This is a genomic window from Marinobacter sp. (genome assembly GCF_041690615.1).
Lineage (GTDB): Bacteria > Pseudomonadota > Gammaproteobacteria > Pseudomonadales > Oleiphilaceae > Marinobacter.
The window spans coordinates 21,890-41,471 of sequence record NZ_JAWLGY010000026.1 but is presented as its reverse complement, the minus strand read 5'-3'; the positions used below and the strand labels follow the sequence as shown (position 1 = coordinate 41,471).

The window sequence follows — 19,582 nt, the reverse complement described above, 5'->3', positions numbered from 1 at the left end:
AAAACTTACAACCGCTTACTTCGGCTTCCGTTCCCGCCGTCGCCGGCGTTCCCTGTCGAAGTGGGGCGCATTCTACAGCCCCACCGTTTTCTGTCAACGTCCTTTTTGAAAAAAGTTTGTTTTTCCTCAGGATCGCTCAATCCGTAACCAGAATGCGGGCAATTTTCTTCTTGCCGGCCTGGATCACCACATTATCACCCCTGGTGAACTGGCGAGCGGTATCCCCAAGCTGCTGACCGTCAATATAGACAGCACCCCGACCGAGGACATCCCTGGCAGCGGCGCCATTCTTCACCAGGCCCGCCAGGCGCAACACCGCCGATACCGGCAAACTTTCCTGACCATCAAGGGATACCTCGACCTCCGGTACGTTCTCGGGAATGGCGCCAAGCGCTACCCGGTTGCCGGCAGACTTGTGGGCATTGGCCGCCGCCTCCGCATCATGGAACCGGGTGATAATTTCTTCCGCCAGGATCTTCTTGAACTCCTGAGGGTTCTCGCCTGCCTCCACGGCCTTGCGATACTCAGCCACCTCAGCAAGCGGACGGAAACTCAGCAACTCAAAGTACCGCCACAGCAACTCATCGGGAATGGACAGCAGCTTGGTATACATCTCGCCGGGGGAATCGCTGACACCAACATAGTTACCCAGTGACTTGGACATCTTCTGGACACCATCCAGCCCCTCCAGGATGGGCATGGTGAGAATCACCTGGGGCTCCTGGCCATAGTGCTTCTGCAGGATACGCCCCATCAACAGATTGAACTTCTGATCGGTTCCGCCCAGTTCCACATCTGCCCTGAGGGCCACCGAGTCATAGCCCTGCACCAGCGGATAGAGGAACTCATGGATAGCGATGGGCTGCTCCGCCCGGTAACGCTTGTCGAAATCATCCCGCTCCAGCATCCGCGCCACGGTGTACTGACCGGCCAGGCGGATCATGTCAGCAGCTGTCATCTTGCTCATCCATTCCGAATTAAAGACCACAGTGGTCTTCTCCGGGTCGAGAATCCGGAACACCTGCTCCTTATAGGTGATGGCATTTTGCCGCACCTGTTCTTCCGTCAAGGGAGGCCGGGTGGCACTCTTGCCAGTGGGATCACCGATCATTCCGGTAAAGTCACCGATAAGAAAGATGACCTCGTGCCCCAGGTCCTGGAACTGCCGCAGCTTGTTGATCAACACGGTATGCCCGAGGTGAAGGTCCGGCGCGGTAGGATCGAACCCTGCCTTGATGCGTAGCGGGCGCCCCTGCTTCAGCTTTTCGACCAACGCCTCTTCGGGAATCAGCTCATCCACACCACGCTTGATGACCGCCAGCGCTTCCTCTATCGATGCCATAATCCTCGAACCCCATAGCAAAAACGGGCGCTCCCGTTACAGACCTCAACAAAAGTAAGCTGAGCGTAACCGCAAACCCTGATACATTTAGTGCGTCACCGGCTACCCGGACACGGAAAAGGAGTCGCGGATTATATCAGCCGAATCGGGAAAATCTGCCGTTACACTGCTTTTCGCTGTGACGACGAGCGCTTTTTATACGATTCTGCTTGCTCTATACTTGAGCAAGAACTTGAATCAGATCATACAAGCTACCGACGTAGCGATAAAAATACAGGTTTTCGACGTGATCAAGACGTTCCCCAAACCCCATCTCATTGCCGCCGCCGGCATCAGTCTCGTGGTAGGCGCAGCACTGGTATTCAGCCCCAGCGCTGATGTCGAAGCCAAACGAATGACCATCAACCTGGACCTGGACAAACCGGGCCAGCCGGCATCAGACCTGCAACTGCCCGAAAAGAAAGGGCAGCCAGACTCATCCGCCCCGGAAGAACCCTCCGAGTCGCAACGGGCCGATACCTCAATACCACCAGAGACCAGCGAGGAACCCCAGGTTGCCGCAGAAGACTCGAATACCGCAACTTCCGCTGAGCCGGCCGAGCCGGCACTGGAGTGGAATGAGCTCGAGGTAAAGCAGGGCGACACCCTTTCCTCCATGTTCAAGCGTGCCGGCTTCAACGACCGCCTGATGCTGTCCGTGATTCATGGCAAAGGCGAAGCCGACAAGCTTCAGCACCTCTATGTTGGTGAAACGATTGCCTTCGCCACCGATGACGAGGGTGAGCTGGTCAAGGTGAGGCTGGACCGGAACCGCCTCGAGTCACTGGTAATCTCCCGCACCGATGACGGATTTGAAGGGGAAACCGTGACAGCCGAGCCGGAATCGCGGCTGGCGTTTGCTTCCGGCGAAATCCAGGGGTCACTTTACCTTGCCGGCAAAGAAGCCGGGCTCGACGACCGCATTACCATGGATATGGCCGGCATCTTCGGCTGGGATATTGATTTTGTCTACGACGTCCGCAAAGGCGACAGCTTCGAAGTGATTTACGAAGAGCGGTACCTGGAGGACGAAAAGATCGATAACGGCAGGATTGTCGCTGCACGCTTCGTCAACCGGGGACGTGAAGTGGTCGCCCTTCATTATACAGACGCCAACGGTGACAGCGACTACTACACCCCCGATGGAAACAGCATGCGCAAGGCTTTCCTGCGCACGCCCATCAACGCCCGGGTTTCGTCGCCGTTCAACCTCCAGCGCCGCCATCCGGTACTGGATGTGGTCCGGCCCCATGAGGGCACAGATTACGCCGCACCTCCAGGCACGCCGATCAAGGCTGCCGGCGACGGCCGGGTGTCTTTCGCCGGTACCAAGGGAGGTTATGGCCGTACCGTGGTGCTGGCCCACGGCGACAACATCACCACGCTCTACGCGCACATGAGCCGGATTGGCAAGGGCATCAGGAACGGCTCGCGAGTGAAGCAGGGGCAGACGATTGGCTACGTCGGTTCATCCGGTATGGTAACCGGTCCACACCTGCATTATGAATTCCGGGTCAATGGCACCGCCCGCAACTCCCGCACGGTTGATCTGCCAGAGGCCAACCCGGTACCTGAAAGCGAAATGGCACGCTTCAAGGCTGCGACCCAGCAGCAGATTGCCCAGCTGAACACCCTGGGAGAAGGTTTCCGGCAGATCGCCATGGCCCAGGAAGCCGTTTCCGACCGGGACCAGTAAGCCGTGGCCCTCTACATCGGCCTGATGTCAGGCACCAGCATGGACGGTATCGACGCCGCGCTGGTGGACCTGACCAGCGCCGGTGGCGCTTCACTGATTGCAACCCATACTCAAGCGATTCCCGAGCCTCTTGTCCAGACCCTGACAAACCTCAGCCAGAACTGCGGCTCCCCGGATGATCTTGGCCACTGTGACCGCGCGCTTGGTGAACTCTTTGCCACTGCCGCCAACTCGCTGATCAGCAAATCTCCGCGCAAAGGCCCGATCAGGGCAATCGGCAGCCACGGCCAGACTATCCGCCATGTCCCTGACGGCGCCAACCCCTTTACCCTGCAACTGGGCGATCCGAACATTATTGCCGAACGTACGGGTATCACCACGGTCGCGGACCTGAGACGACGGGATATGGCCGTCGGCGGACAGGGAGCCCCCCTGGTACCGGCATTTCATCACGCCATTTTTGGCTCGGCCACCCAGAACCGGGCGCTGGTGAACATCGGGGGTATCGCGAACATAAGCTGGCTACCCGCTGGCAGTGCATCTGCAGGAGGCGGGTTTGATACAGGACCGGGTAATGGTCTGATGGACAGCTGGGTCCAGCGCCACCTGGGTGAGGCATTTGACCGTAACGGCGACTGGGCAGCCACTGGACAGCTGCAACCTCTCCTTCTGGAGCAGTGTCTCGAGGAGCCCTACTTTCACCGGCCCGTACCCAAAAGTACCGGCAAGGAACGGTTCAACGCCGCCTGGCTGGATGCAAAGCTGCGCGACTGCCCGGACACTGATCCGGCAGACGTCCAGCGCACGTTACTGGAACTGACCGCCCTCACCATTGTTCGCCAGCTACCCGAAGCCCGCCCGTTAGCGGTCTATGTCTGCGGTGGTGGTGCAAAAAATGTGGCGTTGATGAATCGGTTACGGGCCCTGCTTGAGCCCGATGGTGCCTCGGTCAGCACGACCTCTGAACTTGGAATTGACCCGCAATGGGTTGAGGCCGCCGCCTTTGCCTGGCTGGCCAGGCAGACCATGGAAGGACTGGCAGGCAATGTGCCCGCGGTTACGGGTGCCAGCGGGCCGCGGGTTCTGGGGGGGATCTACCCGGCCTGAATTACCGGACCACTCCGGATGGCACTAGATAGAAAACGAAGAGCCGCAGCCACAGGTCGAGGTGGCGTTGGGGTTCTGGACCACGAATTGTGAGCCCTGCAGACCTTCCTGATAATCAATCGTCGCACCCACCAGATACTGGTAGCTCATGGGGTCTACCAGCAGCGTCACGCCATCGCGCTCGATAGCGGTGTCATCCTCCTGCTGACTGTCGTCAAAGGAGAAACCGTACTGGAAGCCGGAACAGCCACCACCCGTGACGAATACCCGTAACCTGAGGTCAGGATTGCCTTCCTCTTCTACGAGCTCTTTCACCTTGGCGACCGCACTGTCGCTGAAAAACAGGGGAACGGCTATCTGTTCCTGAACTACGCTCAATTCTGCCTCCTGACATCGTGGAATGATGCCATTATGGTATTCCCGACCAAATTGATCAACTATTCTCCGTTCTGACCGGCTGACTTCCGCTCATCCATTGGATTGGCACCAGGCTCACCCGGGCTGTCATTCGGCAGGTCATTCCCCTGCAAATCGACCGGCTTCTGCTTGTCCGGTGCGGCAGGCAGTTCCGGCCGGGGCTGCATGTCGGTATCCCGGCTGTGGACCATGCTGCCATTAACGGAGGCGCCGGCCGCCATTTCGACCAGGTTATAATACACATTACCTGTTATGGCAGCCTTTGGCGCCAGTTCAAGGTGCTCCCGGGCAAAAACGTCACCTTTCACAGTGCCGTTGATTATAATGTTGGGGGCAACAATATCTCCTTCCACTTCGCCGCATTCGGACAGGCGAATCAGTGCGGCCCCGGACTCATCATCAGCAATAATGCTGCCCTGCACCCGGCCATCCACGTGCAGCCCACCAGTGAAACGGATGTTGCCCTCCACCCGGGTCTTTGCCGAGATCAGAGTATCGAACCGACCCTGGGGGCGCCTGCCTTTCTGCTTTTTTCTGCTCAACATGCTCAGTTCCTCGTGAGTTGCCGCCATTCAAAGGTTCGCTCAGCCTGGGAGGCCTTGCTCCCTTCAGCCTTGGCAACCACCTGGATTTCATAGGGATCAAAATCATCTGGCAAGGTCAGCGTTCCTTCCACATCCTGGAAATACCGGAAACGGAAGCGCACACCCAGCTCCTCCACGTCTCCGGAAAGGTCTCGCAGAGGGATGACTTCCTGTTCGCCATTACGCTCTCCTATGATATTCACTGCGACCACGCCCGAAATGTAGCTTTTGTTGTCACCCACCTGGGTCAATACCAGCTTGAACCCATACTGACCTTCACCACGGACCTGCCGCAGGCTCAGCTGGTCCACCTGCAATCCCTTGCTCGCTTCGGAAGGTGCCATGATATTACGGTAGAAGGTCAGGTCTGCCTCCAGTGAAGCCAGCTGTCCTTCCAGCTCCGCAATGGTGTTTCTCGCTGTTTTCAGAGCCTGCTCGTCGATGGCGCTGGCACGGTCCAGCTGGACCATTCGCTGGCGCACCCGGTCATACTCCGCTGAAACCTCTGCCAACTCCTTTGCCAGGGACGGCCGGGTCTGGACCACATCAGCGATGCGATGCCCCCCCTGGGACCAGCCAACACCGTAGCCGACGAGTCCACAAAGGGCGCACAGCACCAACACTCCGACGACCCGGTACGGCCCGGGGTGCCGGCGCCGGGGAACAATGACAAACTCTTCCCGGGGATCCCGTGACTCACTCAAGGCGCCAGCACCATCAGGGGAGCAGTGCCGGAGCCCGAAGGCCGGCACGCTCATCCAGGTCAAACATGATGTTCATGTTCTGAACCGCCTGGCCTGCTGCCCCCTTGACCAGGTTATCGATCACCGACGTCACGATGACCACCGGGCTCTCCTCCTGCCGGTGCAGGGCCATGCGACAGCTGTTTTCACCTCTTACGCTTCGAGTCTCCGGGTGGCTGCCGAACGGCATCACGTCAACAAAGGGCTCATCCGCGTAGCGTTCTTCAAACAGTACCTGCAGGCGGTCAAAGTCCGCAGGATCATTCAGTTCGGCATAGAGCGTCGCCTCGATACCCCGGATCATCGGCACCAGGTGAGGCACAAAGCTGATACCCACGGCGCCGCCAGCCATCTGTTCAAGCCCCTGACGAATCTCCGGCAGGTGACGGTGTCCGGAGGCGCCGTAGGCCTTGAAGCTCTCACCCACCTCGCCGTGCAGCATGCCGATCTTACCCTGGCGCCCTGCACCGCTGGCGCCGGACTTGGCATCGGCGACCAGGTGGCCGGTGCGCACAAGGCCATTTTCCAGCAATGGCAGGAAGCCGAGCTGGACCGCCGTTGGATAACAGCCGGGATTGGCTACCAGCCTGGCACTACGGATAGCGTCACGGGCAATCTCCGGCAGACCGTAGACGGCCTTCGCCGCCCATTCAGCCGTTTCGTGGGGCATACCATACCAGCGGGCCCAGACATCCAGGTCGCGAATACGGAAATCTGCGGACAAGTCCACAATCCTGACACCCCGGGCCAGAAGCTCGGGGGCCATGCGCATGGCAACACCATGGGGTGTTGCGAAAAAGACCAGGTCACAGCTGGCCAATACCTCTACGTCGGGTTCGGTAAAGGTAAGGTCGTAGTAACCACGAAGGTTAGTGTACATATCAGCGACGGCCATGCCGGCCTCCGATCGGGAGGTGATGCAAGACACCTCCACCTCCGGATGCGTGGCCAGAATCCTCAGAAGCTCGACCCCGGTATACCCTGTTCCGCCGACAATACCTGCTTTTATCACCCGTCTCTCCTGCTCGGCCTGTAAATCTGACAGTGCATGCCTCCCCACCGAAAGGTCGGGACACGGAAGGCATACCTTAATGGAGGCCGTAGTCTACCATGATAAACCAGTGTCTTATTGCAGCGGGGACAGGGCTGGTTACAATGCTTCGTAACTTGCTGAATCAGCGTTGTGCGGCAATCCAGGGGCGTAATGAACGGACTGAGAAAAAAACTGAGCGACAGGCTGATACCCGGATTCCGCCGGCGGCTGTCCGGGGTCGACGCACTACCGCAACTGGCCCTGCTGGGCCTGCTCTCCGGTGTATTTACCGGAGGCGTTATTCTGTTGTTCCGGTTTGCCATCGAGTTTCCCCTCGGCTGGTTTCTGCCAGGAAACGATGCAGAAAACTACGAAGACCTGACCATCGTTGTCCGCACACTGCTGCCTCTGACAGGTGCGATTCTGCTGGGCCTGCTGCTGCACTGGCTGGCATCCCGTGACCGCAAGGTCGGGGTGGTTCATGTGATGGAGCGCCTGAACTACCACCAGGGGTACATCACTTTTCGCAGTGCGCTGGTTCAGTTTGCAGTAGGGGTTGGCACACTGCTGACCGGCCAGTCTGCCGGTCGCGAAGGGCCGGCCGTCCACCTTGGCGCTGCGGTATCCAGCCTGATGGGCCAGTGGATGCGCCTGCCCAACAACAGCATTCGCACCCTGGTGGCCTGCGGTTGCGCAGCCGCGATCTCCGCCTCATTCAACACACCCATCTCGGGCGTCATCTTCGCCATGGAAGTGGTGATGATGGAGTACACCATTGCCGGCTTTACTCCGATAATACTGGCTGCGGTCAGCGCTGCCATTGTGACCCAGGCAGTTTACGGCGGCGAGCCGGCATTCTCGGTACCGGCGCTGACCCTGAACTCCCTGCTGGAGATTCCCTGGATTCTCGCGGTGGCCGTGATCATCGCCATTGCCGCGGCCAGTTTTATCCATATCCTGTCCTGGGCGAACCGGTTCAATCACCGTCCGATTCTCTTGCGGGTTATTATCGCGGGCGTTCTGATGATGCCGTTTGCCGCGCTCATACCGGAGGTGATGGGCATCGGCTATGACACGGTGTCTCTGGCCATCCACGGTGAACTGCCGTTCTGGATCCTGCTGGGCGCCGGCCTCGCCAAAGTGCTGATTACCGCTCTCACGGTGGGTCTGGGCATGCCCAGCAGCATTATCGGCCCGACGATTTTCATGGGTGCGACTTTGGGGGCCGCCATGGGCATGGTAGGCGCCATGGTGGCGCCGGACCTGGCGTCCTCGGTGGGTTTCTATGCCATGCTCGGCATGGGGGCGATGATGGGGGCGGTACTCCAGGCGCCACTGGCGGCGCTGATGGCGCTGATCGAGTTGACCCGAAATCCCAACATTATCCTGCCGGGCATGTTGGTCATCACAACGGCGACCCTGGTGACCAGCGAGGTCTTCGCCAAGCGTTCCATTTTCCTGACGATGCTCCAGAATCAGGGACTGAGCTATCAGAACTCGCCCATCATCCAGGCGTTGCGGCGGGTTTCAGTGGGGGCCATCATGGACCGGAGCGTGACCCGGACTGATCGGGAAATCACCCATGATGCAGCCCGGGAACTTCTGAAAAGCGAGCCCAAATGGCTGGTGGTGGAGGGCAGCAATGGTCCCACTGCCCTGCTGCCATCGGTGGATCTGGCACGTTTCCTGGAACATCTGAAGAACCGGCAGGCCGAAGAGGACAAACCGCTGCCCGAGGTCATCGACCTTATGGAAATGCCGGCCAACCGCCGCGATATCGCACCTATCCAGTACCAGGCGACCCTGGAGGAAGCCCTGGACCAGTTCGAATCCAGTCAGGCCGAGGCACTTTACGTGCAACGTCATGTCGCACCGATGATCCAGCGTATATACGGTATCGTGCTCAAGTCCGATATCGAGAGCTATTACCAATACCGACGGAGTTGACCATGCTTTGGGTTAAAGCCCTGCACATTATTTCCCTGGTTTGCTGGTTCGCCGGCATTTTCTACCTGCCGAGACTCTTCGTATACCATGCCGCCTGCGAGGACCAGCCCGGCCGGGACCGGTTCAAGGTCATGGAACGCAAGCTGTACCGAGGCATTACCACACCCTCCATGGTGGCCACCGTGGTCTTCGGGGTCTGGCTGCTGAGTTACAATGTATCCGGCTATTTCAGCCAGGGCTGGCTGCACGCCAAGCTGTTACTGGTGGCACTGCTGATCGTCTATCACTTCTATTGCGGTCATCTGGTCAAGGTATTCCGGGACGACCTTAACCAGCGTAGCCATGTCTTCTACCGCTGGTTCAATGAACTGCCGGTGCTGGTACTGGTCGTCGTGGTTATCCTGGCTGTCGTCAAACCTTTCTGAGGAGGCTCACCATCAAACTTCATCAACGCCCCCAGTTGCTGATTATTTCTGGACTGGACCCGTCCGGTGGTGCCGGCGTGCAGGCGGATATCCAGGCCGCCACCGCTCTGGGCGTCCACCCGCTGCCGATACTCAGCTGTCTGACCGTGCAGGACACCCGTAATGTCTATAATGCGGCGCCGGTAGAGGCGGACCTGGTTCGCCAGCAACTGGATCACCTGGCTGCCGATTGCCGCATCGATGCGGTAAAGACCGGCGCCATGGGCAATGCCGCTGTGGTTAATGTGGTGGCCGACTTCCTGGAACGCCACCCTGACCTGCCCCTGGTGCTGGACCCCGTGATCAAGGCCGCGGGCGGTGGAGATCTCGCCGACGATGAGCTGCTTGGGGCCATGCGACACCGTTTATTCCACCGTGCCGAGGTCATCACTCCCAACGGTATCGAACTGATGCAGCTGGGCGGCTTTGAAGATGAGGGCAGCAGCGCCCGGAAATTGCTGGATGAAGGGTGCCGGGGGGTTCTGGCGACCGGGGGGCATGGCACCGGACAGGTCATTACCAACACACTGTACCGACACAACCAGGCAGACAGCTCCTGGCAGATCGAACGGGTCGGCGGGGAATACCACGGCACCGGGTGCACCCTGGCAGCGGCGATTGCCGCCGGCCGGGCGACGGGACTGTGTCTGGAGGACGCCATCGAACAGGCACAGCGTTTTGTCAGTACCGCCATCAACCAGGCCCTGGCGGTGGGTCACGGACAACCGGTGCCGGACCGTGGAGCTCCGTGGACCGCAAACGGATGACCGGACCTGTTTTTGCCAAAGGCCTTCGCCCGGGGCTCTACGCGATCACGGACAGTCAGTGGCTGCCGGATGATGAGCAACTGCTGCAAGGCGTCGCCGCTGCCATCCGGGGCGGAGCAACCCTGGTCCAGTACCGGGAAAAGCACCTCGAGGGCAGTGCTAGGCGCCGGCAGGCTTCAGCGTTGGCCAGGCTGTGCCGCCAGCTGGGCGTGCCGCTGATTATCAATGATGACCCCGGGCTGGCACTCCAGTGCGGCGCCGATGGTGTGCATATCGGTCAGACGGATGGTTCCGTTGAAGCCGCCCGAGAGCTGCTGGGGCCAGAAGCCATAATCGGGGTAACCTGCCATGGGGATCTGGAGTTGGCCGAAACAGGGGCCGCCCAGGGGGCGGACTACCTGGCCTTCGGCCGGTTCTTCAATTCCGGCACCAAACCCGGGGCGCCGCCGGCCAGCCCTTCAATACTCGGCGAAGTGGCAGCCCTGGGGCTGCCCCGTACCGCCATTGGGGGCATCACCGTCGACAACGGCGCCGCGCTGGTGCGTGCCGGTGCCGACATGCTGGCGGTGATCGGCGGGCTGTTCGCCGGCGGCCCCGGTCAGGCCGAAGCCCGCGCCCGGGCGTTTACCCGGCTTTTCGTGGAACACCACCCCCTTTTCAAACTCTGATAGGATTGCGGTCTGCCTTTACCGAGTCATGACCGGACTCCCAAACCTTCCTGGCGACCATCAAGGAGCCGCAGACATGAGCCATTCCGAAACCCTGTTCGAGCAGGCCCAGAAATACATTCCCGGCGGCGTAAACTCCCCAGTGCGCGCCTTCAAGGGCGTGGGCGGGACCCCTATCTTTTTCAAGCATGCCGAGGGAGCCTACCTGTACGACGAGGACGACCGTCGCTATATCGACTATGTGGGTTCCTGGGGCCCGATGATCGTTGGCCACTCCAACGAACACATCAAACAGGCGCTGCATGTGCAGATCGAGCTGGGCGTAGGCTACGGTGCGCCAACGGCCATCGAAACTGAAATGGCCAAAAAGGTCTGCGAGCTGGTGCCGTCCATCGAACTGGTACGCATGGTCAACAGTGGTACCGAAGCCACCATGAGCGCCATTCGCCTGGCCCGGGGCTATACTGGCCGGGACAAGATCGTGAAGTTTGAAGGCTGCTATCACGGCCACGTGGACTCCCTGCTGGTCAAGGCAGGCTCCGGCGCCCTGACGCTGGGCGTACCCAACTCACCGGGCATTCCCGCCAGCCTGGCGGAACATACCATTACGCTTACGTACAACGACATCGAGGGTGTTCGCAAAACATTCGAGGAGATCGGAGACCAGGTGGCCGCGATTATCGTGGAGCCGGTGGCAGGTAACATGAACTGCATTCCGCCGGTACCGGGGTTCCTGGAGTCTCTGCGGGAGGTGTGCGACCAGCATGGTACGGTATTGATCTTTGATGAGGTGATGACCGGCTTCCGGGTGTCGCTCGGCGGTGCCCAGGGCCATTACGGCATCACCCCGGACCTGACCGCCCTCGGCAAGGTCATTGGCGGTGGCCTGCCAGTAGGCGCCTTTGGCGGCAAGCGGGCGATCATGGAACACATCTCGCCGCTCGGCCCCGTCTACCAGGCAGGCACCCTGTCCGGCAACCCGCTGGCGATGACTGCCGGGCTGACCACCCTGAATCTGATTTCAGAGGACGGGTTCCATGACAGGCTGGCGGAGAAAACCCGAACCCTGTGCAAGGGCCTGAAAAAAGCAGCCGACGAAACTGGCATCCCGCTGACGGTGCAAAGCGCCGGCGCCATGTTCGGCCTGTTCTTCACAGACGAGCCCGAGGTCACGCGGTTTGACCAGGTCATGAACTGTGACGTCGAGCGTTTCAAGGCGTTTTTCCAGGGGATGCTGAAAGAAGGCGTTTACCTGGCACCGTCCGCCTTCGAGGCCGGCTTTACCAGTGCGGCCCTGAGCGATGAGGATATCGAAGCCACCGTTGCGGCAGCAAAAAAGGTCATGGCCACCTTGTGAGTCCTGAACGGGGAGCGTGCAACAGTCCGGCAGCTCCCCGGTCGGGCCGGCTAGAACAGGTAGTCAATGCCCAGACGATAAACCTCGTTATCGTAGTCATATTGCTGCAATGAGCTGTCGTTGCTGTGATGGCTGGCTGATGCCACAACCGACCAGCTCCGTGCCAGGAAATACTCCGCTGTCAGCTCGGCGGTGTAGCGGTGATCCACCCGACGCCCTGACTCCCAGCCGGTGTCCGGCGCAATCTGATAGGGGTCCGGGTAATCACTGTAGCGGTAGCCCAGTGCACCACCCACGGTCCAGGCAGACCAGCCCAGGTAGCTCAGTTCCAGGCCAAGCTCCTGGCGCCGGGGTGACAGGCTGGCGAACTGCCCGTCACCGGCAAGGTCCTCACGCCGGTTGAATTCCAGCCCCAGGCTCCCGGCGGCCTGCCACCGGGCCCAGCGGTGCTGGTAGCTTGCCACTGCTTCGTAGCGCATACCCTCATACAGCTCGAACCCATCAAACGGGCGAACGTATGAGGCCTCCAGGGCAAGCTGACACCGCCCACCCAGATAGTCGTCGGCACAGCCATCCTGCTGGTATTCGAGTACCAACGAGGTATGAAGCTCCCGGGAATCGCCTCCCTCCCGGAAAAAACGCTGTTCCACACCAATCTCATAACGCTCCGCCGCATTCCGGGAGACCCAGGACACGCCGAGCTGGGCGGCATCCGTAATAAAGTCGCGTTCAGTATGGTAGTGACGCCGGAACACGCTGGCCGAGAGCTGGACTTCCTCTGCAGAACTTCCGGTCGCTCCGAGCGTTATCACAGGGCCACGGCCTGCCAGTAATACATCCGTGAAGCTATCAGACAGGTCCGATGCCACACTGTCGGGCCTCAGGGCGAGGTTGCTTTCGTAACCGCCGCTCAGGGCAGCCAGCCCCAGCCACTGTGCTGGCGCCGGGGACTGGCTATGGTTCAGGATCTGCAACTGCCGCCCAGCCAGGCGACGAAGTTTCTCCTGCCCTGCGGTATCGAGCACCTGCCCGAACCACACCCGGGCTGTGTTCTCATCACCATCCGCCAGAGCGACCAATCCAAGGTTGTAGCCCGCCAGATCCTCATGTTCGGTGCCCAGCAGCTGACGGAATGCCTGCCGCGAACGCTGGTAGTCACCGGTCCGGTAATAGAGCACGCCCAGATTGTAGTAGAGGGCACTGGACTCCAGGCCACTTTCCCGGGCCTGCTCCAACAGGCGGCGGGCCTGTGCCAGCTCTCCCCGTTCAAACGCGACGACACCTTCCTGCAGCAACTGCCGGGCATCTGTGGCCGAGGTATCACCCGGCGCTGCAAGAGACGGCAAAGCCGCCATCAGCAGCGGGCCGGTCAGGAGCAGTAAAAGCAGACGCGACAAACAGATCTCCCGGCTCGGAAATGAGAATCGATGGAGTAGGGTCAGGCGAGAGTATAGCAGGGTGGCAGGCGGGCCCAAGAGCCGGGCCTGCGAAAAACGACGCCGTCAGCGAACAGAAAGCCTGCCAGCGAATGGCCTGGCGCTGGTCAGGGACGCCCGCCCGGTTCGCGACCGGAACCTGGCCGGTCGTCAGGCTGCATGCCGGGTGTCGGGCGATCATTGCGCCCCCGGCCCGGTAGGTCGGCGGGCGGAAATTCAGGCGCGTTTCCACGGCCGACAGGAGAGCGCTCCTCGCGCCGCCCCCTGGCCTCTTCCGAGATCTGACGCCCAAGGTCGCGCCCTTGCTCGCGGAGATCTCCCGCCCGGTCCGGGCGCGCTTCACTATTTTCCGGCAGTGCTCCGGCCGGGGTCTCGGGCAGCTGGAGTTCCTGAATAACCCGGTCCTTCAGCTCCGCATCGTCAACCACCATACGCATGGTGACATCCAGATCATCATTCCCCTGGGCCAGCAGACTGCCGGGGGCCACCACACCAATCGTCGCCAGCACGAAAGCGACGGACGGTGTTCGCAGAATCCTGCTCATGATGAAGGCCCCCGTTCTGATTCCTCTGACTTGCCGATGCCGGGTATAGCGGCACGAAATGTCCTGGTATTGCGACCGTCATCCAGGCGGGCGATTATTTCGCCTGCCTCCGGGTAGGCAATGCGCAGCGGCAACGCAATCACGTTATCCCCGGGCTTCAGGTCTACCTGCCAGGTCAACGTCTGATGGCCGGGAAAGCGGGCCAGTTCCACATGGGCCGGCAACTCCAGCGTAAGGCTGACATTGTCCAGCTCGGAGCCGGAAGTGAAGGCCAGTTTGACGGTCTGCTCACGCGGCACCGGGGGCACAACCCACTCATCGCTGGACGCCTGCTCCGGGGTGCCCGGGGCGCCGGTCCAGATACCCGCACCCAGAGCCACCCCCAACACCAGCGCCGCTGCCACGGCGCTTCCCGCTACCGGAGCCAGCCAGCGACGGCGGGCATGCGGGTTAACACGCCCGGTGGCAGCTGCAAGCACCCTGGCCTCGAAATCCGCGGACGGCTCGGGCACAGGGGCCTGGTTTGCGAGTTCATCGGTAATGCGCTGATGCCACCGTAAACGACGAGCACACGGCGGACAGCCGGCCAGGTGACGCTCAAGGGCAAGTGCGTCGGCCGGAGCAATGGCGCCGGTCACATACTGGTCAATCAATTCATGGCTCTGCTGGCAGCTTGTCATTTCCATCACCTCATTTACCAACACGTCGGCCCTGAATAAAAGGTTCCAGCTCCGTGGCCATGTTTTTCCTCAGACTGACCCGGCAACGGTGCAGTCGAGACTTGACGGTGCCCTCCGCGATACCCAGAACCTCCGCAATATCTTCCTGGCGCCAGCCGTCCACTTCGTGCAGCACCAGCAGCGTGCGCTGGTCTGGCGGCAGGCTGTCCAGCGCCGTGGCCACCGCCTGTTGCAACCGGGTTGTTTCCAGCTGGCCCTCCGGATCGACACCACTGTCCACCAGGCTGTCCAGGAAATCACGGCTGGCATCCTCAGACATGAGGGCGGAAGCGGGGCGATCGGCCTGGCGACCGCGCTTGCGCGTCAGGTCAATGAAGTGGCGGTAGAGAACCTGGTTAAGCCAGGCGCCCGGCCGCTCAACCGCGTACAACTCCCCGGCCCGCGGGAACAGTTTCGTCAATACATCCTGGACCAGGTCCTCCGCGTCTTCCCGCTGACCCGTCAGTCGATAGGCAAACCGGTACATGCCATCCAGCCAGGGCCGGACACAGTCTTCAAATTTTCGGGCCCGGGAACGTCGGATAGGGATCAACGCCACGATTGCAACCTGTGGATGCGTGTTTGAACGCGCTTTATACCAGAAAAAGGCACCCAGTGCGTTGAACCCGGCCGTCAGGGAGAAGCCTGGCTCCCTGTACAACCTGTAACACAACCCACTGGAACCCTGCCCACAATGCCAGCGTTGTATCTGGAGGTACGCGGATTTCCCGGCGAGGGGAACCGCACGCCATAGCCAACCAGGATTCAAACAACGGGTTCATCCCCGAGGGAGGTTTCATGAAGTATGCGCTGATCAAGACGTTTGGTGTTACCGCGCTGGCGGCGGCTGTTGCCGCCTGTGGTGGTGACAGTAGCAGTGGCAGTGACTCCACAGCTTCAACAGGTTCGATGTCGGTCGGATTGACTGACGCGCCCGTCGATGGCGTCAGCGAGGTCAATATCGTTGTGACCGGCCTTGTCCTTCAACCTGATGATGGTGAGAGGGTTACCTTCACACTGGAAGAACCCGCAAACCTCAACCTGCTGGACCTTCAAGGCGGCGCAGTGGAAGCCCTGGTCACTTCTGAAGATGTGCCAGCGGGAGATTATAGCTGGATGAGACTGCAACTCGGCGAGCAGTCTGAGTTCAGTGTTCTGACGGATGAAGGCGGTATGGAAAATCTCCGAGTTCCGTCCGGCGACCAGAGAGGCCTTCAAACATCCGGGTTCGTCGTGCCGGCAGGTGGAGAGGTAAGTTTCACCATCGACTTTGACGTACGCAAATCGCTGGTTTACCCACCCGGCCAGGATCAATACCTTCTCAAACCTGTTCTGCGGTTGGTAGACAACAGTGAAGTAGGCACGCTGGTTGGCGAAGTGGACTACGCCACGCTAAATCAGGATGAGACGTTGGGCTGCAACTATGAGGGGGCCGCCTACGTTTATACGGGAACAGTCACCGAGGAAAACCTGACTGACCTGAACGTCACTCTGACCGGCGACGAAGCAGAAACCCAACCACTGGTTGTTGTGCCGATCAACCAGGACGCCGCGGACTCGCTCTACAGCTACACAGCTGCGTTCCTACCGGCAGGAGAATACACGGTCAGCTACAGTTGCCAGATTGACGACAATGAAGCGTCTGATGATCTTACCTTCGTCGGTACTCAGCAGGTAACTATTGAGGCAGGTGAAACCACCACCGCGACGACCATTCCCAGTGAGTAAGGCCAATCAATAAGACCTGGTGTGCCAGCCCCTGCCCCGCAGGGGCTTTTTCGTTTACAGCTGACTGGCCCGCCGCTCAGCCTGCTCGGCACCGGCCACATTGCCCCTTTCGTGCCGGATACTGGCCAGCAGCTCCCAGCCGGCTTTCTGCAGACTGGTATTGGAACCGGCCAGCGACAACCCTTTCATGGTGAACTGTTCGGCCGCCCCAAGGTTGTCCGTGCGGGCATAGGCTTCTGCCAACTTGAAGTAGACCTGGGCCGAACGGGGGGAAATCCGCTGGGCCCGTTCCAGCTGGCTGAGCGCTGCTTCAGGGTTGCCCTCGGCCATCAGGGTATCCGCCCGCTCGATCAGGCTGGCAGCGGCTGACGAAAGGTCATCTCCCTGTTCCTGGTAGCCCGGCGACGGCGTGCGCTCTTTTTCCCTCTCTTCCTGTGGCTGCTCCGATAACCTGGGGGAATCCGGCTCTTCACCCTCCTCCACCGTCGGCGGTTGCGGTGCCGGCTGGGGCGTGCGGTCACCGCCACCGGGGGGTGCGTAGATATCCGATGCACAACCGACAAGGCCGACCGACAGGGCACTGAGGAGCATCAACTTCCGTAGACTCTGACTCATTGGAACAATCCTTCAAACCAGCCACGCAGGCGTCTTGAGAAATCTCCGCCACAACCCTCGAAGGTTTGTGGCTCGCTTCCGACGATAAACGGTATCAGACGGGCATTCTCGCAGTGTTCATCGGTGAGTACACCCTTTTCGCTGTTCACCCAGTGGTACTGTACGCCATCCGGCACAACCGGCGAGAAACTGTGCTGGGGTACAGCTGCCATAAACCTTGTCCAGACCGGCAGGGCCCCGGTGGCCCCGGTCAGGGAAGTCGGTCCGTTATCGTCACGTCCTACCCAGGTCACTGCCAGCAGGTCGCCACTGAACCCGGCGAACCAGCTGTCGCGGCCGTCGTCAGTGGTGCCGGTCTTGCCAGCCAGGCCCAGGTTTTCAGGAATGGTGCGGTAGGCGGAGCGACCAGTGCCTTCGCGCATGACCTCCTGCATGGCGTATTGCACCAGGTGGACTGCTGCAGGGTCTGCCACCTGATTCACTTCGAGCTTGTAGCGACTTAACGCCTCACCCCTGGCGTCAGTTACGTCACGAATCGTTCGCAGCGGCATATTGAACCCGGAGGTAGCGAGGCCCTGATAGGCCTGGGCCAGGGCCACCGGCTCCATGGTAACCGACCCCAGCAGCATTGACGGGTAACGGTTGATATCCGAGGTGACACCGAAGTCTTGCAGGGTCCTGGTGACGGCAGGCACACCCACATCCAGCCCCACCCGGACGGTGGGCAGGTTCCAGGAGCGGGACAGGGCCTGGTGCAGCGGCACCTCGCCCCGTTGCTCGCGGTCAAAGTTACGGGGCTCCCAGCGCTGGCCGTTTTCGAACTCCAGAGCTAGCCCGGAATCCTTTACCGGCGTAATCAGGGTATAACGCTCAGGCTGGGAGAGCGCGGTCAGATAAACGAAGGGTTTGACCAATGAGCCGATCGGGCGCCGGGCATCCAGGGCCCGGTTGAAACCGGCAAAGCCGGCCTCCCGCCCCCCAACCAGGGCCAGCACCTCCCCGCTGTCACGGGAGGTGACCACCATTGCCGCTTCCAGCCGGGTATCAGAGGCACTCTGGTCCAGCTGATCAAGGGTCTCCCGGGTGATCCGCCCGGCCTGCTCCTGAATCGCCGGATGCAGTGTGGTAAAGATCCTCAGCCCCTCGCTCTGCAAGTCCTCCTCGCGATAGTCCCGGGCCAGGTGGCGTCTCACCAGGTCAATAAATGCCGGATAGCGGTTTTCGGACCAGGAAGGCCTGGCAGCCACATCCAGGGGGGCGGAGCGCGCCTTTTCCGCCACCGCAGGCTCTACCGACCCGGCGTCTTCCAGCAGGTCAATGACCAGGTTCCTCCGGGTCAGCGCCCGGTCCGGGTGGCGGCGCGGGTCATAATAGCTTGGCCCCTTGACCATGCCTACCAGCAGCGCCGACTCATGTAACTCCAGATCCCGGAAGTGTTTGCGGAAATAGAACTGCGATGCCAGCCCGAAGCCGTTAATGCTGCGGTTGCCGGCCTGTCCCAGGTACACCTCGTTAAGGTAGGTTTCCAGAATATCATGCTTGTCGTAATGCCACTCCAGCAACAGGGCCATTAATGCCTCGTTGCCCTTGCGGATCAGGGTCTGGTCCCGGGACAGGTAGAGGTTCTTGGCCAGCTGCTGGGTCAGGGTGCTGCCGCCCTGAACAACGCGACCTGCCTTGATATTGGCCAACATGGCCCGGCCGATGGACAAGGGCGCGATGCCAAAATGATCATGGAAATCCCGGTCCTCGGTGGTGAGCAGGGCCTCCTGGAAGAGGGGGGGTGCATCATTCAGGCTGACCAGAACCCGGTCTTCCCGGTGGGCCGGGTAGATGCCGCCAATTTCTGCAGGCTCCAGACGCACCACCGGGGAATTATCACCCTCAAGGACCCGGAACCCGGCCACGCGGCCGCCGGATACCGAGAGTGACAACCGCCGGCGCGGCTCGGAGCCATCCGCGAACCCGAACCCCCGAGTGCTGATCAGAAAACGGCTTCCATTCTGTTGCCAGGTGCCCGGGCGGCTGCCGTCGCCACTGCGGTACCCCGCCAACTCCAGCTCCTGCCGCAGCGAGGAGGCGCTGACTGCTGCACCGTCATACAGTTCCAGGGGCCGGGCGTAGACCCGCGAGGGTACCTCGAAGCGCCGGCCCTCGAAACGGGAGGTGACCAGGGCATCCAGGTACACCATCCAGCCGGCCAGCAGCACCAGCACAACCAGCCCCAGCCGCCAGCCCAGCGACCAAAGGCGCTGCCTGAACGTAGGACGTGACTTGCGGGGCTGGTTCTTCTTTCGTTTGGCGGGTGATTTCTTTGGCATCCGGGGATTATAACCAAACCGTACCGGCCGGCGTCATCCGGCCCGTGTGTTATT

19 protein-coding genes are annotated in these 19,582 nt (G+C 60.7%); 8 read left to right on the top strand and 11 right to left on the bottom strand.

What is annotated here, in order from left to right; genetic code table 11:
* Positions 1-136: 136 nt before the first annotated feature.
* Positions 137-1,342: a tyrosine--tRNA ligase gene (tyrS, locus tag ACESMZ_RS15455; RefSeq protein WP_372957953.1), complete on the bottom strand. Its 1,206-nt coding sequence runs from the start codon at positions 1,340-1,342 to the stop codon at positions 137-139.
* A 286-nt stretch (positions 1,343-1,628) separates the two neighbouring features.
* Between tyrS and ACESMZ_RS15450 the strand changes: the two genes are divergently transcribed.
* Positions 1,629-3,077: an OapA family protein gene (locus tag ACESMZ_RS15450; RefSeq protein WP_372957954.1), complete on the top strand. Its 1,449-nt coding sequence runs from the start codon at positions 1,629-1,631 to the stop codon at positions 3,075-3,077.
* A 3-nt stretch (positions 3,078-3,080) separates the two neighbouring features.
* Positions 3,081-4,184 carry an anhydro-N-acetylmuramic acid kinase gene (locus ACESMZ_RS15445; protein ID WP_372957955.1) on the top strand — a complete coding sequence of 368 codons (1,104 nt, stop codon included), beginning with the start codon at positions 3,081-3,083 and terminating at the stop codon, positions 4,182-4,184.
* Between the two features lie 24 nt (positions 4,185-4,208).
* Here the strand turns inward: ACESMZ_RS15445 and erpA are convergent, their stop codons facing one another.
* The 4 genes from erpA to argC are packed head-to-tail and all read right to left on the bottom strand — an operon-like array spanning position 4,209 to position 6,940.
* Positions 4,209-4,562 carry an iron-sulfur cluster insertion protein ErpA gene (gene erpA / locus ACESMZ_RS15440; protein ID WP_372957956.1) on the bottom strand — a complete coding sequence of 118 codons (354 nt, stop codon included), beginning with the start codon at positions 4,560-4,562 and terminating at the stop codon, positions 4,209-4,211.
* A 59-nt stretch (positions 4,563-4,621) separates the two neighbouring features.
* Positions 4,622-5,146, bottom strand: coding sequence for a polymer-forming cytoskeletal protein (locus ACESMZ_RS15435; RefSeq protein WP_372957957.1), 525 nt, complete (start codon positions 5,144-5,146; stop codon positions 4,622-4,624).
* Positions 5,147-5,148: 2 nt separating this feature from the next.
* Positions 5,149-5,889: a DUF6776 family protein gene (locus ACESMZ_RS15430; RefSeq protein ID WP_372957958.1), complete on the bottom strand. Its 741-nt coding sequence runs from the start codon at positions 5,887-5,889 to the stop codon at positions 5,149-5,151.
* Between the two features lie 13 nt (positions 5,890-5,902).
* The gene (gene argC / locus ACESMZ_RS15425) at positions 5,903-6,940 is read right to left on the bottom strand and encodes an N-acetyl-gamma-glutamyl-phosphate reductase (protein ID WP_372957959.1); all 1,038 of its coding nucleotides are present in this window, start codon (positions 6,938-6,940) and stop codon (positions 5,903-5,905) included.
* A 192-nt stretch (positions 6,941-7,132) separates the two neighbouring features.
* Here argC and ACESMZ_RS15420 point away from each other — a divergent pair, with 192 nt between their 5' ends.
* The 5 genes from ACESMZ_RS15420 (at position 7,133) to hemL (ending at position 12,164) form a co-directional block, all read left to right on the top strand.
* Positions 7,133-8,908, top strand: a complete 1,776-nt coding sequence (locus ACESMZ_RS15420) for a chloride channel protein (RefSeq protein ID WP_372957960.1) — start codon at positions 7,133-7,135, stop codon at positions 8,906-8,908.
* A complete protein-coding gene (gene hemJ / locus ACESMZ_RS15415) occupies positions 8,905-9,333 on the top strand; it encodes a protoporphyrinogen oxidase HemJ (RefSeq protein ID WP_372957961.1) in 429 nt (142 codons plus the stop codon). The genes ACESMZ_RS15420 and hemJ overlap by 4 nt, the downstream gene beginning before the upstream one ends.
* 38 nt (positions 9,334-9,371) lie before the next feature.
* Complete coding sequence (locus ACESMZ_RS15410; RefSeq protein WP_372958002.1) at positions 9,372-10,139, top strand: hydroxymethylpyrimidine/phosphomethylpyrimidine kinase; 768 nt, start codon at positions 9,372-9,374, stop codon at positions 10,137-10,139.
* Entirely contained in the window at positions 10,136-10,807 is a 672-nt protein-coding gene (gene thiE / locus ACESMZ_RS15405) for a thiamine phosphate synthase (RefSeq protein ID WP_372957962.1), read from the top strand. Before ACESMZ_RS15410 ends, thiE begins: the two co-directional genes overlap by 4 nt.
* 76 nt (positions 10,808-10,883) lie before the next feature.
* Complete coding sequence (gene hemL, locus ACESMZ_RS15400) at positions 10,884-12,164, top strand: glutamate-1-semialdehyde 2,1-aminomutase (RefSeq protein ID WP_372957963.1); 1,281 nt, start codon at positions 10,884-10,886, stop codon at positions 12,162-12,164.
* A 50-nt stretch (positions 12,165-12,214) separates the two neighbouring features.
* On the opposite strand, the gene ACESMZ_RS15395 is transcribed toward hemL, so the two are convergent.
* From ACESMZ_RS15395 to ACESMZ_RS15380, 4 genes are all read right to left on the bottom strand, one after another.
* A complete protein-coding gene (locus ACESMZ_RS15395; RefSeq protein ID WP_372972905.1) occupies positions 12,215-13,561 on the bottom strand; it encodes a tetratricopeptide repeat protein in 1,347 nt (448 codons plus the stop codon).
* 146 nt (positions 13,562-13,707) lie between these two features.
* Positions 13,708-14,145, bottom strand: a complete 438-nt coding sequence (locus ACESMZ_RS15390) for a hypothetical protein (RefSeq protein ID WP_372957965.1) — start codon at positions 14,143-14,145, stop codon at positions 13,708-13,710.
* Positions 14,142-14,825 carry an anti-sigma factor family protein gene (locus ACESMZ_RS15385; RefSeq protein WP_372972904.1) on the bottom strand — a complete coding sequence of 228 codons (684 nt, stop codon included), beginning with the start codon at positions 14,823-14,825 and terminating at the stop codon, positions 14,142-14,144. The genes ACESMZ_RS15390 and ACESMZ_RS15385 overlap by 4 nt, the downstream gene beginning before the upstream one ends.
* Before the next feature lie 10 nt (positions 14,826-14,835).
* Positions 14,836-15,423 carry an RNA polymerase sigma factor gene (locus tag ACESMZ_RS15380; RefSeq protein ID WP_372972903.1) on the bottom strand — a complete coding sequence of 196 codons (588 nt, stop codon included), beginning with the start codon at positions 15,421-15,423 and terminating at the stop codon, positions 14,836-14,838.
* A 239-nt stretch (positions 15,424-15,662) separates the two neighbouring features.
* Between ACESMZ_RS15380 and ACESMZ_RS15375 the strand changes: the two genes are divergently transcribed.
* Positions 15,663-16,592: a DUF4382 domain-containing protein gene (locus ACESMZ_RS15375; RefSeq protein ID WP_372957967.1), complete on the top strand. Its 930-nt coding sequence runs from the start codon at positions 15,663-15,665 to the stop codon at positions 16,590-16,592.
* Between the two features lie 54 nt (positions 16,593-16,646).
* Here the strand turns inward: ACESMZ_RS15375 and ACESMZ_RS15370 are convergent, their stop codons facing one another.
* Positions 16,647-17,207, bottom strand: a complete 561-nt coding sequence (locus ACESMZ_RS15370) for a tetratricopeptide repeat protein (protein WP_372957968.1) — start codon at positions 17,205-17,207, stop codon at positions 16,647-16,649.
* Positions 17,204-19,528, bottom strand: a complete 2,325-nt coding sequence (gene mrcB / locus ACESMZ_RS15365; RefSeq protein ID WP_372957969.1) for a penicillin-binding protein 1B — start codon at positions 19,526-19,528, stop codon at positions 17,204-17,206. The genes ACESMZ_RS15370 and mrcB overlap by 4 nt, the downstream gene beginning before the upstream one ends.
* Positions 19,529-19,582: the final 54 nt, after the last annotated feature.

Bases quoted from the DNA above. Each gene is read 5' to 3' on its own strand.
- tyrS (WP_372957953.1), bottom strand. From the start codon at position 1,342: ATGGCATCGATAGAGGAAGCGCTGGCGGTCATCAAGCGTGGTGTGGAT.
- thiE (WP_372957962.1), top strand. From the start codon at position 10,136: ATGACCGGACCTGTTTTTGCCAAAGGCCTTCGCCCGGGGCTCTACGCG.
- mrcB (WP_372957969.1), bottom strand. From the start codon at position 19,528: ATGCCAAAGAAATCACCCGCCAAACGAAAGAAGAACCAGCCCCGCAAG.
- ACESMZ_RS15420 (WP_372957960.1), top strand. From the start codon at position 7,133: ATGAACGGACTGAGAAAAAAACTGAGCGACAGGCTGATACCCGGATTC.
- ACESMZ_RS15390 (WP_372957965.1), bottom strand. From the start codon at position 14,145: ATGAGCAGGATTCTGCGAACACCGTCCGTCGCTTTCGTGCTGGCGACG.
- ACESMZ_RS15435 (WP_372957957.1), bottom strand. From the start codon at position 5,146: ATGTTGAGCAGAAAAAAGCAGAAAGGCAGGCGCCCCCAGGGTCGGTTC.
- ACESMZ_RS15370 (WP_372957968.1), bottom strand. From the start codon at position 17,207: ATGAGTCAGAGTCTACGGAAGTTGATGCTCCTCAGTGCCCTGTCGGTC.
- ACESMZ_RS15385 (WP_372972904.1), bottom strand. From the start codon at position 14,825: ATGACAAGCTGCCAGCAGAGCCATGAATTGATTGACCAGTATGTGACC.
- ACESMZ_RS15375 (WP_372957967.1), top strand. From the start codon at position 15,663: ATGAAGTATGCGCTGATCAAGACGTTTGGTGTTACCGCGCTGGCGGCG.
- hemL (WP_372957963.1), top strand. From the start codon at position 10,884: ATGAGCCATTCCGAAACCCTGTTCGAGCAGGCCCAGAAATACATTCCC.